Consider the following 14,250-nt stretch of genomic DNA (forward strand, 5'->3'; position numbering starts at 1 on the left):
CGACGACGCACGGCCGCGGCCCCCGAGCGGGGCCGCGGCCGTGCGTCGTCGTGCCGTTCGGCTACCCGGGCCGGCGCATCCGCACCACGTTGTCCGTACGGTGCCCCGGCGTGCCGTCGGGCATCGCCTGGACCCGCTCGGTCTCCTCGGCGCGCAGCACCTCCCAGCCCGCCGTGACCGGCTCCAGCTGCGCGAGGACCTCCTCGGGCGTGGGGAAGTGCGCCTCTTCCCGGTCCTCCTGCCACGGCGCCCATCCCGCGTGGCCGACCACCAGCAGGGTGCCGCCGGGGGCCACGGCCGCGGCGGCCGCGCGCAGGACGGCGTCCCGGGGGAAGTCGCCGTAGTTGTGCAGGAAGCAGGCCGAGACGAGGTCGAACTCCCCCTGCGGGAAGGACTCCGTCAGATCGTGCCGGGCGAAGGAGACCCGGTCCGCGACCCCGGCCTCCGCCGCGTGCCCGGCCGCCCGGCCGAGAGCGACCCCGGAGATGTCGGTCCCGGTGACGGTCCACCCGCGGCGGGCCAGCCAGACGGCGTCCCCGCCCTCGCCGCAGCCGAGGTCCAGGGCCCGTCCCGGGGCGAGGTCGGACACCTCGCTCACCAGCATGGCGTTGGCCTCGCCGCTCCAGATCCGGTCGCTCTCCGCGTAGCGGCCGTCCCAGAACTCCTCTCCCGCCGGGGGCCCGGATGCGGGGTGCTGCTGCGTGTGCGCGTGCGAGTGGGCGTGCTCGGTCATGGGTTCCTCTTCCCGTACGGGTGCCGGTGCGGCCGATGCTCCGCCCGGCCCGCCCGTACGGGCAAACCTTGTTGCCGTTCCGGCAACGCCGCGCTCAGGCGCCCTCCTTCAGCAGCCGGGAGATCAGCGTCCGCTGGGCCTCCGACAGGTTCGGCTCCCGGCAGGACACGGTGCGGCCGTCGACGGTGATCCGGTACGAGAACCCGTCCCGGATCCGGTCCGACCCCGGGGCGGGCGGGACGGGCCGCAGCGCCAGCCGGGCCAGGGCCTGCCACTCCTCCTCGTCGGGCCGGCCCGAGGTGTCCACCTCGGCCCGGCGCTCGATGCCCGCGAAGCCGCCCGTCCGCACCACCAGAATCCGCATGCCCTGCGTTCTACCCCAGGCCGACGGCCGACCACGCCTTCTGGAGGGCCTGGTGCTCCGCCCCGCCGTCCCCGTACCGGGCCACCGCGGCCGCCACCGACAGCCGGGCGAAGTCCTTGAAGTCCGCGTCCGAGGCCAGCTCGCCGCCGGTCAGCGTGTCGTACCAGATCCGCCCGGCCCGCTCCCAGGCCTTGCCGCCGAGCTCCGTCGCCACCAGGTAGAAGGCGTGGTTGGGGATGCCCGAGTTGATGTGCACCCCGCCGTTGTCCTGCGCGGTCTTCACGTAGTCGTCCATCGTCGCCGGCTGCGGGTCCTTGCCGAGCTCGTCGTCGTCGTACGCCGTGCCCGGCGCCTTCATCGAGCGCAGCGCGACCCCGCTGACGTTCGGGCCGAGCAGTCCGGCGCCGATCAGCCAGTCCGCGTCCTGGGCCGTCTGGTCCAGCGAGTACTGCTTGATCAGCGAGCCGAAGACGTCCGACATCGACTCGTTCAGCGCGCCCGACTGCCCGTGGTAGTCGAGGTTCGCCGTGTACTGGGTGACCCCGTGGGTGAGCTCGTGCCCGATGACGTCGATCGACACGGTGAAGTCGAGGAAGACGTCCCCGTCCCCGTCGCCGAACACCATCTGCTGCCCGTCCCAGAAGGCGTTGTTGTAGTCCTGCCCGTAGTGCACGCTCGCGTCCAGGGCCAGCCCGGAGTCGTCGATCGAGTGCCGGCCGAAGCCCTTGAGGAACAGCTCGTACGTGGCGCCGAGCCCCGCGTACGCTCGGTTGACGGTGGCGTCGGCGCCGGCCTCGTCACCCTCCCCGCGCACCTTCTTCCCGGGCAGCCGGGTGCGGTGCTGGGCGTCGTAGATGGTGCGGCGGGGATCGTCGGAGGCGGGCGTCCCCGCGGCGGGGGCGATCCCGCGCAGGGTGGTGACGCTGCGCCGGGTGCGCAGCAGGGCGTCCTGTTCGAGGGTGCGCTGGGCGGCGTCGGCGCGCCGGAGCTGCTCGGACCGGGCGATCTTGTCGAGCAGGTGGGGCGGGACCACCGTGCAGAAGACGGGGTGGCGAGAAACGTGGGAGGCATCCATCCCGGCAATGTGGCAGTGAGTCATGAGGCTGTCACTACCCGCAACCATGATTCATTCGGTTGTCTGAAAGTGGTCACACCGCGTTGACGGATCGACCGGACCTGTATCGATGAAAGCGATATGGCTCACATTAGGTACAAATCGGACAGGGCGGTCCCGCATACTGAAACAGGTCCTCGCGTTACGGCGCGGCTCGGTTAGGCTCGGCCCATCATGCGTTTCGGGCTGCTTCTCCTTAGCTGCCGCGGCGAGGGTCTGTAGTCGTAGGCCGACCCCCTCCCCGCGGAGTTTGGTGTTGCGGTTTTTACGACCGCCGTCGGCCGTTCCAGCGAACTACACGCGGACACGCGAGGAGCCCAACGCCATGAGCCAGCAGCCTTTTGTCGGTCGCCCCACGCCCATCACCAACGCGACCCACACCCAGAAGACCTCCGGGATGCCGATCCACAAGTACGGCCGGTACGAGCAGGTCGACATCGCGGACCGCACCTGGCCCGACGCCCGCGTCACCAAGGCCCCCCGCTGGCTCTCCACCGACCTGCGCGACGGCAACCAGTCGCTGATCGACCCGATGACCCCCGCCCGCAAGCGCGAGATGTTCGACCTGCTGGTGCGCATGGGCTACAAGGAGATCGAGGTCGGCTTCCCCTCCTCCGGCGAGACCGACTTCGCCTTCGTACGCTCCATCATCGAAGAGGGCGCGATCCCGGACGACGTCACCATCTCCGTGCTGACCCAGGCCCGCGAGGACCTGATCGAGCGGACCGTGGAGTCGCTGGTCGGCGCCAAGCGCGCCACCGTGCACCTGTACAACGCCACCGCCCCGACCTTCCGCCGGGTCGTCTTCCGCGGCTCCAAGGAGCAGATCAAGCAGATCGCCGTAGACGGCACCCGCCTGGTCATGGAGTACGCCGAGAAGCTGCTGGGCCCGGAGACCACCTTCGGCTACCAGTACAGCCCGGAGATCTTCACCGACACCGAGCTGGACTTCGCCCTGGAGGTCTGCGAGGCCGTCTGTGACGTCTGGCAGCCGTCCGAGGGCCGCGAGATCATCCTGAACCTGCCCGCCACCGTGGAGCGTTCGACGCCGTCCACGCACGCGGACCGCTTCGAGTGGATGGCCCGCAACCTGACCCGCCGCGAGCACATCTGCATCTCCGTACACCCCCACAACGACCGCGGCACCGCCGTCGCCGCCGCCGAGCTGGCGCTGATGGCCGGCGCCGACCGCATCGAGGGCTGCCTGTTCGGGCAGGGCGAGCGCACCGGCAACGTCGACCTGATCACGCTGGGCATGAACCTGTTCTCGCAGGGCATCGACCCGCAGATCGACTTCTCGCAGATCGACGAGATCCGTCGCACCAGCGAGTACTGCAACCAGATGGAGGTCCACCCGCGCCACCCCTACGCGGGCGACCTGGTCTACACCGCCTTCTCCGGCTCCCACCAGGACGCCATCAAGAAGGGCTTCGACGCCATGGAGGCCGACGCGGCCGCCCAGGGCAAGACGGTCGACGACATCGAGTGGGCGGTCCCGTACCTGCCGATCGACCCGAAGGACGTCGGCCGCTCCTACGAGGCCGTCATCCGGGTCAACTCGCAGTCCGGCAAGGGCGGTATCGCGTACGTCCTGAAGAACGACCACAAGCTGGACCTGCCGCGCCGCATGCAGATCGAGTTCTCGCGGATCATCCAGGCCAAGACCGACGCCGAGGGCGGCGAGGTCACGCCGAAGGCGATCTGGGACGTGTTCGCGGACGAGTACCTGCCCAACCCCGAGAACCCGTGGGGACGCATCCAGCTGCGCTCCGGCTCGACGGCCACCGACAAGGACGGCACGGACACGCTGACCGTCGAGGCGGTCGTGGACGGCGTGGAGACGGTCCTGAACGGCACCGGCAACGGTCCGATCTCGGCCTTCTTCGACGCGCTGGCCGGCATCGGCGTCGACGCCCGCCTGCTGGACTACACCGAGCACACGATGAGCGAGGGCGCCTCCGCCGTCGCCGCCTCGTACATCGAGTGCGCGATCGACGGCCGCGTCCTGTGGGGCATCGGCATCGACGCCAACACCACCCGCGCCTCCCTGAAGGCGGTCATCTCCGCCGTCAACCGCGCGGGCCGCTGATCCCTCGTACGAGAGCCCTGTACGCGCAGAGCCCCGTCCCTCCCTCCGGAGGGGCGGGGCTCCGTCGTTCCCGCGCGCAGCGGGCCAGGTAGCCGCCGTCCACCGGCACGCTCGCGCCCGTGACCGAGGAGACGCAGACCAGCGTCCCGCCGGGCCGCTCCTGCGCGGTCATCGCCTCGATCGCGTACTTGCAGGTCAGAACGCGCCGCGGCCGTCGACCGCCATGACGTGGTCCCAGTCCTCGGGGCTGGTCTCGTTCACGTCCGACAGGGGGAGCGCCCCCGCGTTCGCCACGGCGACGTCGAGCCTGCCGTAGGCCTCCACGGCCGCTTCGACCATCGCCCGGTTGGCCCGCGGATCGGCGACGTCACCCGTCACGACGATGACGCCGATGCCCTCGGCGGCCAGTTCCGTACGCAGTCTCCCGACCCCGGGGCCATCGATGTCGGCCGCGGTGACGCGGGCCCCGGAGCGGGCCAGCAACAGGGCGGTGGCCTTGCCGATGCCGCTCGCGGCACCCGTCACCAGACAGGACTTCTCGTTCACGCGGCAGAGCCCAGGGAAAAGACGGAGACCGGCGGGGGCGTAGTTCGGCCAAGTCCCCTGGGTGGCGCAGGTTGTCTTGTCACACGACTGACGGATCCTCACCGATGTGGCTAACATCACGCCAACCGGCGGTGCTGCCGGCTGGTGATGGAGGTGGGACGTGCTGCCAGTTCGCGGTGGGGACGGCCGGAAGCTGACGGTCTGGGGCATCCGTACCACCTGGAGCACCGTGGGGGACGGGGAGTTCTTCTGCCCCGACTGCGGTGGCGACCGCAACTACCGCCGGCGCACCGGACGCCGCCGGTTCACGGTCCTCGGCGTCCCGCTGCTGCCGCGCGGAGCGGCCGGGCCCGTCATCGAGTGCCAGGGCTGCCGGGAACGCTTCGACACGGAGGTCCTCGACCACCTGACCACCACCCGCTTCTCGGCGATGCTGCGCGACGCGGTGCACACCGTGACGCTGGCCGTCCTGGCGGCCGGCGGGACGGCCTCGCGCGGGGCGCTGGAGGCCGCCGTGTCGGCCGTACGGGCGGCGGGCTTCCAGGACTGCACGGAGGAGCAGCTGGAGTCCCTCGTGGAGGCGCTGGCCACCGACGAGGGCCGGCTCGGGCTGTACGACGTACCCGAGTGCTGCGGCGCCGCGCTGGCGATCGAGCTCCACGAGGCCCTGGAACCGCTGGCCCCGCACCTGGCCGGGCCCGGGCGCGAATCGATCCTGCTCCAGGGCGCCCGGATCGCCCTCGCGGACGGCCCGTACACCCCGGCCGAGCGCGAGGTGCTCGCGACGGTGGGCGCCGCCCTGCGGATCGCCTCCGAGGACGTGTCCCGCCTCCTGTCGGCGGTCCGCGCGCCCTAGGTCCACTCCCGACCCGCACGCGCGCCCCGGGCCTTCCGCCCGGGGCGCGTTTTCGTATGCTCCGGCCTCGGTGGATCCACCCATGTGGGCGTCAACACTTTGTAGAAGTCGACGATATCTGTGAGCCCCTTCACAGGCGTTCAATTCCGGTCACACGACGAGACGCCGCCGGTAACACAGCGGGGCTTCGATTCACGTGATCGCACTGACAACCCTGGCGAACCAACGGGATAGCGACCCACTTCACCAGGGATAACCAGATTCCTCTCGTTCACCTACCTTTTGAAGGGCAAGGCAGAGATGGCACGTGTCGCCGCCCGGCTTTCCGCCAACGGAGAGCAGAGCCAGCACCCGGTCGACGAGGTGCTCCCCCTCCCCAAGCTCGCGCTGTACGGCTTCCAGCACGTACTGGCCTTCTACGCCGGCGCGGTGATCGTTCCGATCATCGTGGGCGGAGCCCTGGGCCTCTCCACCGAGCAGCTGGTCTACCTGATCAACGCCGACCTGTTCACCTGCGGCATCGCCTCGATCATCCAGGCCTGGGGCGTGGGCCGGATCGGCGCGCGCCTGCCGCTGATCCAGGGCGTCACCTTCACCGCGGTCTCCCCGATGATCGCCATCGGGCTCGGGGCCGGCGGCGGCACGGCCGGCCTGCTCGTCATCTACGGCGCGGTCATCACGGCCGGCGTCGCCACCTTCGCCTTCGCCTGGCTGCCCCCCAAGGCCTTCCGCGCGGTCATGAGGCTCTTCCCGCCGGTCGTCACCGGCACGGTGATCACCGTCCTCGGCGTCGTGCTGATCCCCGTGGGCCTGAACGACGCGGCGGGCGGCCTCGGCAGCCCGGACTTCGGCGACCCGAAGAACTTCGCGTACGCCGGTGGCACGATGCTCTTCATCCTCGTCCTGATGAAGCTCGGCAAGCCCTTCCTCTCCAGCATCGCGATCCTGATCGGCCTGGTCGGCGGCACCGTGGTCGCCTTCCTGCTCGGCGACGCCAAGTTCGGCGACGTGGGGAACTCGGACTGGATCGGCATCACCACCCCCTTCCACTACGGGGCGCCGAAGTTCGCCTGGTTCCCGATCCTGCTGATGCTCATCGTCATGCTGATCACCATGGTCGAGACGACCGGTGACACGTACGCCGTCGGCGACATCGTCGGCAAGGAGATCGACAGCGAGACCGTGGCCCGCGCCCTGCGCGCCGACGGCGCCGCGACCGCCCTCGGCGGCGTCCTGAACTCCTTCCCGTACGTGGCCTTCGCCGAGAACGTCGGCCTGGTCCGCATGACCAAGGTCAAGAGCCGCTTCGTCGTGGTCGCCGCGGGCGTGTTCATGATCGTGCTCGGGCTGATACCGAAGGCCGCCGCGATCGTCGCCGCGGTCCCGCACGGAGTGCTCGGCGGCGCGGCGACGGTGATGTTCGCGATGGTGGCGCTGGCCGGTATCCACACCCTCGCCAAGGTTGACCTCAAGGAGGAGAAGAACGCGCTGGTCGTGGGCGTCTCCCTGGCGTTCGCCCTGCTGCCGGCGACGGTCCCGGTGCTCTTCAAGGACCACATGGACGCGGACCTGTCCTCGCTCCTCAACAGCGGTGTGACGCTCGGCGCCACGGCCGCGATCGTACTCAACCTGATCTTCAACGGGCTGGCCGAGGACGATGCGCACGGCACCGTGGCGGCCGCGGTGCCCGCCCAGGCCGCGGCCCCGGACGCGCCGGAACCCGCGACCGCGGCGGCGCCCGCCGAGACCGAGACGGAGACGGTGGCCGAGGCGGAGACGGTGGCCGAGGCCACGGTCGGCGCCGCCGTGAGCACCACCGCCGCCACCGTGGTGAAGGCCGACGCGGGCGAGGCGACCGCGCCCGCCTCCTGATCCTCCCAGGGGGCGACGGCCCTCCGCCCGGACCCGTGTCCGGGTGGAGGGCCGTCGCCGCGCCCGGGCAGGCGACAATGGGCGCATGAGTCTGTTCCGCGACGACGGCATCGTGCTGCGCACCCAGAAGCTGGGTGAGGCGGACCGCATCATCACGCTCCTCACCCGTGGCCACGGGCGGGTGCGGGCCGTGGCCCGCGGAGTACGGCGTACGAAGTCCAAGTTCGGCGCCGGGCTGGAACCTTTCTCCCACGCCGATGTGCAGTTCTTCGCCCGGGGCAGCGAGCTGATCGGCCGCAGCCTCCCGCTCTGCACCCAGACCGAGATCATCGCCCCGTACGGCAACGGCATCGTCACCGACTACGCCCGCTACACCGCCGGAACCGCGATGCTGGAGACCGCCGAGCGGTTCACCGAGAACGAGGGCGAGCCCGCCGTGCAGCAGTACCTGCTGCTGATCGGCGCCCTGCGCACGCTCTCGCGCGGGGAGCACGAGCCGAACCTCATCCTCGACGCGTTCCTGCTGCGCTCCCTCGCCGTCAACGGCTACGCGCCCAGCTTCACGGACTGCGCGAAGTGCGGGATCCACGGCCCCAACCGGCACTTCTCGGTCGCCGCGGGCGGGGTCGTCTGCGGGGACTGCCGGGTCGCCGGCAGCGTCGTACCCTCGTCGGAGGCCATCGCCCTGCTCAGCGCACTGCTGACGGGCGACTGGGGGCATGCGGACGCCTGCGAGGCGCGGTACGTGCGGGAGGGCAGCGGGCTCGTCTCCGCCTATTTGCACTGGCATCTGGAGCGCGGGCTACGCTCCCTGCGATACGTCGAGAAATAGGAGCTGGACACATGGCACGACGCGGGATTCTGGGGCGCTCTCGCCGGGAGTACAAGGTTCCCGAGCCGCACCCGTCCGGTGAGCGCCCGCCGAAGATCCCCGGCGAACTCGTCCCGAACCACGTCGCGGTGGTCATGGACGGCAACGGCCGCTGGGCCAAGGAGCGCGGTCTGCCGCGCACCGAGGGCCACAAGGTCGGCGAGGGCGTCGTGCTCGACGTGCTCAAGGGCTGCCTGGAGATGGGCGTCAAGAACCTCTCCCTGTACGCCTTCTCGACGGAGAACTGGAAGCGCTCGCCCGACGAGGTCCGCTTCCTGATGAACTTCAACCGTGACGTCATCCGGCGCCGCCGCGACGAGATGAACGAGCTGGGCATCCGGATCCGCTGGGTCGGCCGCATGCCGAAGATGTGGAAGTCGGTCGTCCAGGAGCTCCAGGTGGCCCAGGAGCAGACCGTCGACAACGACGCGATGACCCTGTACTTCTGCGTGAACTACGGCGGCCGCGCGGAGATCGCCGACGCGGCGCAGGCGATCGCCCGGGACGTGGCCGCGGGCCGGCTGGACCCGTCGAAGGTCAACGAGAAGACCTTCGCGAAGTACATGTACTACCCGGACATGCCGGACGTGGACCTGTTCCTGCGGCCGAGCGGCGAGCAGCGCACCTCCAACTACCTGCTCTGGCAGAGCGCGTACGCCGAGATGGTCTTCCAGGACGTGCTGTGGCCGGACTTCGACCGCCGCGACCTGTGGGCGGCCTGCCTGGAGTACGCCCAGCGCGACCGCCGCTTCGGCGGCGCCGTCCCGAACCAGCCGGAGCCGGGCCCCACGGCCTGATCCGAGGCGGAAAAGGCCGTCGCGGGGGCCCGGCCGGGGGATAGGGTCCGTTGTCATGGACACGGATGGGGAACAGGTGCCGGTACGGCTCAGCTACCGGATCACCACGGCGGACGTCGCGCAGGCGCTCCGGGCGCGTGACGCCCGGGTGCCCGCGGGGCGCCGCAAGCGGCTGCTGCTGATCGTCTTCGGGGTGCTGCTGCTGGCCTTCGGGGGGCTGGCGGCGATGGGCGACGGGCCCCTCACCCAGCCGCTGGCCGTGCTGGGCGGCGGCGTCCTGCTGCTCGTCCTCACGTTCTTCGGCCCGCAGCTCACGGCGCGGGCCTTCGCGGGGCTGCTGGCGAAGGCCGGTGAGACCACGGCGGTGGTCGACGACGCGGGGCTGTCCGTGAGCACCGCCGACACGCAGTCGCGCATCAACTGGGCCGCGCAGCCGATGTACACGGAGACGGCCGACACCTTCGTCACGCTCGGTGTCGCCAAGCGGGCGGTGGCCATGACGATCCTGCCCAAGCGCGGGGTCGAGGACCCGGCGGAGGTCGACCGCCTCCGGGCACTCCTCGACCGCAACCTGCGGAAGCTCTGAGCGGAAGCCCTAGGTGTGCTGTCCGGATAGGTTGGTGACGCGGCTGGCTGGAGTGTGGCCGCTGATTCCGGTGTGGGGTCGGTGGTAGTTGTACCAGTCCAGCCAGTCGGGAAACGCTGCCTGGCGTTCGGCGTCTGAGGTGTAGGGCCGGATGTAGGCCCATTCGTCGAGCAGGGTGCGGTGGAAGCGTTCGACCTTGCCGTTGGTCTGGGGTCGCCAGGGCCTCGTCCATCGGGGGCTGATGGCCAGGTCGTGGCAGGTGTCGCGCCAGGTGTTCTTGGTATAGGCCCAGGCGTTGTCGGTCAGGACGCGTTCGATGGTGATGCCGTGGGCGGCGAACCAGGCGGTGGCGCGGGCGAGGAAGCCGGCGCAGGTCGCGGCGGTCTCGTCGGGCAGGTCTTCGGTGTAGGCCAGGCGGGAGTGGTCGTCCAGGGCGGTGTGCAGGTAGGCGTAGCCGGTGCCGGTGCGGTTGCGTCGCCCTTCGGCGCGGCCCTGGGTGCGGTGCCCGCCGCCGTCGGGGATGCGGCCGAGCTTCTTGACGTCGATGTGGACCAGTTCGCCGGGCCGGGAGCGTTCGTAGCGGCGGACGGGTTCGCCGGTGGCCCGGTCCAGGATGGTCAGGACGGGCAGACCGTGTCGCATGAGGATGCGGTGGGCGGTGGAGGCGGCGATGCCGCATCGGGCGGCCAGCCGCAGCGGGCCGATGCGGTGCTCTCGCCGTAGCCGCAGGACGTGTGCCTCCACCTGGGCGGGTGTCCGGCGCGGCTGACGGTGCGGACGGCTGGAGCGGTCCTGCATGCCCGCCTCGCCGTGCCGCCGGTAGCGGCTTGCCCAGCGTGCGGCGGTGGTGTGGCTGACCTGGAAGCGTTCCGCGGCCCGGCGCAGCGGCCAGCCGTCGTCCACGACACACCGGGCCAGACGGAGCCTGCCGGTCGGGGTCAGCGGGGCATTACGGTGGGACACGAGGGCCTCCTGCGGTCGGGCGTAGATGTCGCAATCCACACCGAACCCAGAAGGCCCTCACCTGTTCAAGCACCCAGCACGCGTGTCACCAACGTGCCGGGACAGCACACCTAGGCCGTGTCTTTCGGATCAGGGCGGGCCCGGGGCGCCTGGCACCGCACCTCGCGGCGTTCTCGTCGGTCGCCGACACACCACGTCGACTTCCTCCTCGGCCTTGCGATGCACGGCACCAGACGCCCCGGGCTGATCCGCCCTGATCCGAAAGACACGGCCTAGGCGGAAGCGGCGGCCGCGCAGTCGGCGCAGGTGCCGAAGATCTCCACCGTGTGGGCCACGTTCACGTAGCCGTGCTCGGCCGCGATGGACTCCGCCCACTTCTCCACCGCCGGGCCCTCCACCTCGACGGCCTTGCCGCACTTGCGGCAGACCAGGTGATGGTGGTGGTCCCCGGTGGAACAGCGCCGGTAGACCGACTCCCCGTCGCTGGTGCGCAGCACGTCGACCTCGCCGGCGTCGGCGAGCGACTGGAGGGTGCGGTACACGGTGGTCAGGCCCACGGAGTCGCCGCGGTGCTTGAGCATGTCGTGCAGTTCCTGGGCGCTGCGGAACTCGTCCACCTCGTCCAGCGCCGCGGCGACGGCTGCCCGCTGCCGGGTGGATCGTCCTCGTACTGGCGCGGTATTCATCTCGCCAGGCGCAGTCGCCACCGGTTCCTCCTCGTATCGGCCTCGGCCCATTGTGCCAGGCGGCCGCAGCGCCCAGACCGTCCTAGACCCTCACATCATCGCGCGTGCAGACCTCTTCGGCGGCGCGGGCCGCGTTCGCGCGGCGCCGGGCCAGCGGCGTGGACAGTGCGGTCATCACCATGAAGACGCCGATCGCGAGCAGCACGATGGTGCCGCCCGAGGGGGCGTCGATGTAGTACGTCAGGGTCGTTCCGGAGAGCGAGACCAGTACGCCGATCACCATCGCCACCGACAGGGTGGCCGTGAACCCGCGGGTGACGCGCTGCGCGGCCGCGACCGGGATCACCATCATGGCGCTGACCAGCAGCAGGCCGACGATGCGCATGGCCACGGTGACGGTGACGGCGGCGGTGACCGCGATCAGCAGGTTCAGGAAGCGCACCGGCAGGCCGGTGACCCGGGCGAACTCCTCGTCCTGGCAGACGGCGAACAGCTGGCGGCGCAGCCCGAGGGTGACGGCGATGACGAAGGCCGCGAGTATCACGACGGCGGTGACGTCCTCGGCGGAGACGGTGGTGATCGAGCCGAAGAGGTAGCTGGTCAGATTGGCCGTCGAGCCGCCCGGAGCCAGGTTGATGATCATCACGCCGCCGGCCAGGCCGCCGTAGAAGAGCATCGCGAGGGCGATGTCGCCGCTGGTCTTGCCGCGGGAGCGGATCAGCTCCATGCCGACCGCGCCGATGACCGCGACCAGGGTGGCCATCCACACCGGGCTCGCGTTGAAGAGGAAGCCGAGCGCGACACCGGTCATGGCCACGTGCCCGATGCCGTCGCCCATGACGGCCTGGCGGCGCTGCACCAGGTACGTGCCGATGGCCGGGGCGGTGACGCCGACCAGGACGGCCGCGAGCAGGGCCCGCTGCATGAAGGCGTAGTCGAGGAGGTCCATCAGCTCAGCAGTCCCGTCCGGAGCGGCTCGGCGTCGTGCGCCGCGTGGGGGTGTACGTGGTCGTGGCCGGGCAGGGCGTGCTGCCCCACGGCCTCGGGCGGCGGGCCGTCGTGGACGACGCAGCCGTCGCGCAGGACGACGGCGCGGTCGATCAGCGGCTCCAGCGGGCCCAGCTCGTGCAGGACGAGCAGGACGGTCGAGCCGGCGGCGACCTGCTCGCGCAGGGCGTTCGCGAGGACCTCCTGGTTGGCGAGGTCCACGCCGGCCATCGGCTCGTCCATGATCAGCAGTTCGGGCTCCACGGCGAGCGCCCGCGCGATGAGCACGCGCTGGTGCTGGCCGCCGGAGAGGGCGCCCACGGAGGCGTCCGCGTACGGGCTCATGTCGACCAGGGCCAGGGCCCGCTCGACGGCCGCCTTGTCGGCCTTGCGCAGGATGCCGAAGCGGGAGCGGGCGAGCCGGCCGGAGGAGACGACCTCGCGGACGGTGGCCGGGACCCCGCTGGCGGCGGTGGTGCGCTGCGGGACGTACCCGATGCGCGACCAGGCGCGGAAGCGCTTGAAGCCGGTGCCGAACAGCGCCAGCTCGCCGTCGGAGAGCGGGACCTGTCCCACGATCGCGCGCACGGCCGTGGACTTGCCGGAGCCGTTGGCGCCGAGCAGGGCGACGACCTCGCCGCGCCGGACGGTGAGGTCGACCCCGCGCAGCACGGGGCGCGAGCCGAGCGAGGCCGTGGCCCCGCGCAGGGATATGACGGGCTGGTCCGCCGCCTCCGAGGGCTGGGACTCCATGGCACGCGCCTCCGTTACTGCCATTACTTGCTACCGAGCGCCTTCTGCAGGTTCTTCAGGTTGGACCGCATGACCTCGAAGTAGTCAGCGCCCTGGGACTTGTCGGTGATTCCCTCAAGCGGGTCGAGGACGTCGGTCTTCAGGCCCGTGTCGGTGGCGAGCGTCTTGGCGGTCTTGTCGCTGGCCAGCGTCTCGAAGAACACGGTCGAGACATTGTCCTTCTTCGCGACGGCCTGGAGTTCCTTCATCCGGGCCGGGCTGGGCTCGGACTCGGGGTCGACTCCGGAGATGCCCTCCTGGTCGAGGCCGTAGCGCTCGGCGAGGTAGCCGAAGGCGGAGTGGGTGGTGATGAAGGTCTTGGACGCGGTGTTCTTCAGCCCGTCCTTGAACTCCGTGTCGAGCGCGGTCAGCTTGCCGAGCAGCTCGTCGGTGTTCTTGCGGTAGTCCGCCGCGTGGTCCGGGTCGGCCTTCTCCAGGGCCGCGCCGACGCCCTTGGCGACCTCGGCGTACTTCACCGGGTCCAGCCAGACGTGCGGGTCCTCGCCGGCCTCGCCGTGGGCGTGGTCGTGGCCCGCTTCGCCCTCGGTGTGGCCCGCCTCGCCCTCGTGGGCGTGGTCGTGGCCCGAGGAGCCGTGGACCTCCAGCTCGGTCAGCTTCGCCGCGTCGACGACGTGCTTCACGCCGGACTGGGCGACGGCCTTGTCGACGGCGGGCTGCAGGCCCTTGAGGTAGAGGACGACGTCGGCTTCGCCCAGCTGCCCGGTCTGCTTCGGGGTGATCTCCAGGTCGTGCGGCTCGACGCCCGGCTTGGTCAGGGTGTCGACCTTCACGTGGTCCTTGCCGATCTGTTCGGCGAGGAACTGCATCGGGTAGAACGACGACATGACGTCGAGCTTGCCGTCCTTGCCGGCGCCCGCCCCGGCTCCGGAGCAGGCGGTGAGGGCCGTGGCGCCGAGGGCTACAGCTCCGGCGAGGGCGGCGGCGGGTATGAGGCGTCGTACGTTCATGACATCCATTTTCATCAAAGATGGAA

15 protein-coding genes are annotated in these 14,250 nt (G+C 70.8%); 6 read left to right on the top strand and 9 right to left on the bottom strand.

Annotated features, from left to right (window positions below; genetic code table 11):
- Positions 1-61 precede the first annotated feature (61 nt).
- The 3 genes from CP980_RS22495 to CP980_RS22505 all read right to left on the bottom strand — a co-directional run bounded on the left by CP980_RS22495 (position 62) and on the right by CP980_RS22505 (position 2,172).
- Positions 62-733 carry an SAM-dependent methyltransferase gene (locus CP980_RS22495; protein ID WP_132755330.1) on the bottom strand — a complete coding sequence of 224 codons (672 nt, stop codon included), beginning with the start codon at positions 731-733 and terminating at the stop codon, positions 62-64.
- Positions 734-827: 94 nt separating this feature from the next.
- On the bottom strand, positions 828-1,097 hold the full coding sequence (locus tag CP980_RS22500; protein ID WP_099892490.1) for a protealysin inhibitor emfourin: 270 nt from the start codon (positions 1,095-1,097) through the stop codon (positions 828-830).
- Positions 1,098-1,107: 10 nt separating this feature from the next.
- The gene (locus CP980_RS22505) at positions 1,108-2,172 is read right to left on the bottom strand and encodes a M4 family metallopeptidase (protein ID WP_150528935.1); all 1,065 of its coding nucleotides are present in this window, start codon (positions 2,170-2,172) and stop codon (positions 1,108-1,110) included.
- A 364-nt stretch (positions 2,173-2,536) separates the two neighbouring features.
- Between CP980_RS22505 and leuA the strand changes: the two genes are divergently transcribed.
- Positions 2,537-4,300 carry a 2-isopropylmalate synthase gene (gene leuA, locus CP980_RS22510; RefSeq protein ID WP_099892494.1) on the top strand — a complete coding sequence of 588 codons (1,764 nt, stop codon included), beginning with the start codon at positions 2,537-2,539 and terminating at the stop codon, positions 4,298-4,300.
- A 195-nt stretch (positions 4,301-4,495) separates the two neighbouring features.
- On the opposite strand, the gene CP980_RS35230 is transcribed toward leuA, so the two are convergent.
- Positions 4,496-4,846, bottom strand: a complete 351-nt coding sequence (locus CP980_RS35230; RefSeq protein WP_167535868.1) for an SDR family NAD(P)-dependent oxidoreductase — start codon at positions 4,844-4,846, stop codon at positions 4,496-4,498.
- A gap of 160 nt (positions 4,847-5,006) precedes the next feature.
- Here CP980_RS35230 and CP980_RS22520 point away from each other — a divergent pair, with 160 nt between their 5' ends.
- The 5 genes from CP980_RS22520 (at position 5,007) to CP980_RS22540 (ending at position 9,828) form a co-directional block, all read left to right on the top strand.
- Positions 5,007-5,702: a TerB family tellurite resistance protein gene (locus CP980_RS22520; RefSeq protein WP_053688487.1), complete on the top strand. Its 696-nt coding sequence runs from the start codon at positions 5,007-5,009 to the stop codon at positions 5,700-5,702.
- A 300-nt stretch (positions 5,703-6,002) separates the two neighbouring features.
- Positions 6,003-7,574, top strand: coding sequence for a nucleobase:cation symporter-2 family protein (locus CP980_RS22525; protein ID WP_167535869.1), 1,572 nt, complete (start codon positions 6,003-6,005; stop codon positions 7,572-7,574).
- An 85-nt stretch (positions 7,575-7,659) separates the two neighbouring features.
- Complete coding sequence (gene recO, locus CP980_RS22530; RefSeq protein WP_030162779.1) at positions 7,660-8,406, top strand: DNA repair protein RecO; 747 nt, start codon at positions 7,660-7,662, stop codon at positions 8,404-8,406.
- Positions 8,407-8,417: 11 nt separating this feature from the next.
- Complete coding sequence (locus tag CP980_RS22535) at positions 8,418-9,242, top strand: isoprenyl transferase (protein WP_099892498.1); 825 nt, start codon at positions 8,418-8,420, stop codon at positions 9,240-9,242.
- A gap of 55 nt (positions 9,243-9,297) precedes the next feature.
- Positions 9,298-9,828 carry a YcxB family protein gene (locus CP980_RS22540; RefSeq protein ID WP_150528938.1) on the top strand — a complete coding sequence of 177 codons (531 nt, stop codon included), beginning with the start codon at positions 9,298-9,300 and terminating at the stop codon, positions 9,826-9,828.
- 9 nt (positions 9,829-9,837) lie between these two features.
- Here the strand turns inward: CP980_RS22540 and CP980_RS22545 are convergent, their stop codons facing one another.
- From CP980_RS22545 to CP980_RS22565, 5 genes are all read right to left on the bottom strand, one after another.
- A complete protein-coding gene (locus CP980_RS22545) occupies positions 9,838-10,791 on the bottom strand; it encodes an IS481 family transposase (protein WP_150528555.1) in 954 nt (317 codons plus the stop codon).
- A 272-nt stretch (positions 10,792-11,063) separates the two neighbouring features.
- Complete coding sequence (locus tag CP980_RS22550) at positions 11,064-11,498, bottom strand: Fur family transcriptional regulator (RefSeq protein WP_099892502.1); 435 nt, start codon at positions 11,496-11,498, stop codon at positions 11,064-11,066.
- Positions 11,499-11,559: 61 nt separating this feature from the next.
- Positions 11,560-12,426 carry a metal ABC transporter permease gene (locus tag CP980_RS22555; protein WP_099892504.1) on the bottom strand — a complete coding sequence of 289 codons (867 nt, stop codon included), beginning with the start codon at positions 12,424-12,426 and terminating at the stop codon, positions 11,560-11,562.
- Positions 12,426-13,217, bottom strand: a complete 792-nt coding sequence (locus CP980_RS22560; RefSeq protein ID WP_150528939.1) for a metal ABC transporter ATP-binding protein — start codon at positions 13,215-13,217, stop codon at positions 12,426-12,428. The genes CP980_RS22555 and CP980_RS22560 overlap by 1 nt, the downstream gene beginning before the upstream one ends.
- A gap of 23 nt (positions 13,218-13,240) precedes the next feature.
- A complete protein-coding gene (locus CP980_RS22565; protein WP_150528940.1) occupies positions 13,241-14,224 on the bottom strand; it encodes a metal ABC transporter substrate-binding protein in 984 nt (327 codons plus the stop codon).
- Positions 14,225-14,250: the final 26 nt, after the last annotated feature.

The sequence above is a fragment of the Streptomyces vinaceus genome, assembly GCF_008704935.1.
Classification (GTDB): domain Bacteria; phylum Actinomycetota; class Actinomycetes; order Streptomycetales; family Streptomycetaceae; genus Streptomyces; species Streptomyces vinaceus.

Bases quoted from the DNA above. Each gene is read 5' to 3' on its own strand.
- CP980_RS22495 (WP_132755330.1), bottom strand. From the start codon at position 733: ATGACCGAGCACGCCCACTCGCACGCGCACACGCAGCAGCACCCCGCA.
- CP980_RS22500 (WP_099892490.1), bottom strand. From the start codon at position 1,097: ATGCGGATTCTGGTGGTGCGGACGGGCGGCTTCGCGGGCATCGAGCGC.
- CP980_RS22505 (WP_150528935.1), bottom strand. From the start codon at position 2,172: ATGGATGCCTCCCACGTTTCTCGCCACCCCGTCTTCTGCACGGTGGTC.
- leuA (WP_099892494.1), top strand. From the start codon at position 2,537: ATGAGCCAGCAGCCTTTTGTCGGTCGCCCCACGCCCATCACCAACGCG.
- CP980_RS22525 (WP_167535869.1), top strand. From the start codon at position 6,003: ATGGCACGTGTCGCCGCCCGGCTTTCCGCCAACGGAGAGCAGAGCCAG.
- recO (WP_030162779.1), top strand. From the start codon at position 7,660: ATGAGTCTGTTCCGCGACGACGGCATCGTGCTGCGCACCCAGAAGCTG.
- CP980_RS22535 (WP_099892498.1), top strand. From the start codon at position 8,418: ATGGCACGACGCGGGATTCTGGGGCGCTCTCGCCGGGAGTACAAGGTT.
- CP980_RS22540 (WP_150528938.1), top strand. From the start codon at position 9,298: ATGGACACGGATGGGGAACAGGTGCCGGTACGGCTCAGCTACCGGATC.
- CP980_RS22555 (WP_099892504.1), bottom strand. From the start codon at position 12,426: ATGGACCTCCTCGACTACGCCTTCATGCAGCGGGCCCTGCTCGCGGCC.
- CP980_RS22560 (WP_150528939.1), bottom strand. From the start codon at position 13,217: ATGGAGTCCCAGCCCTCGGAGGCGGCGGACCAGCCCGTCATATCCCTG.
- CP980_RS22565 (WP_150528940.1), bottom strand. From the start codon at position 14,224: ATGAACGTACGACGCCTCATACCCGCCGCCGCCCTCGCCGGAGCTGTA.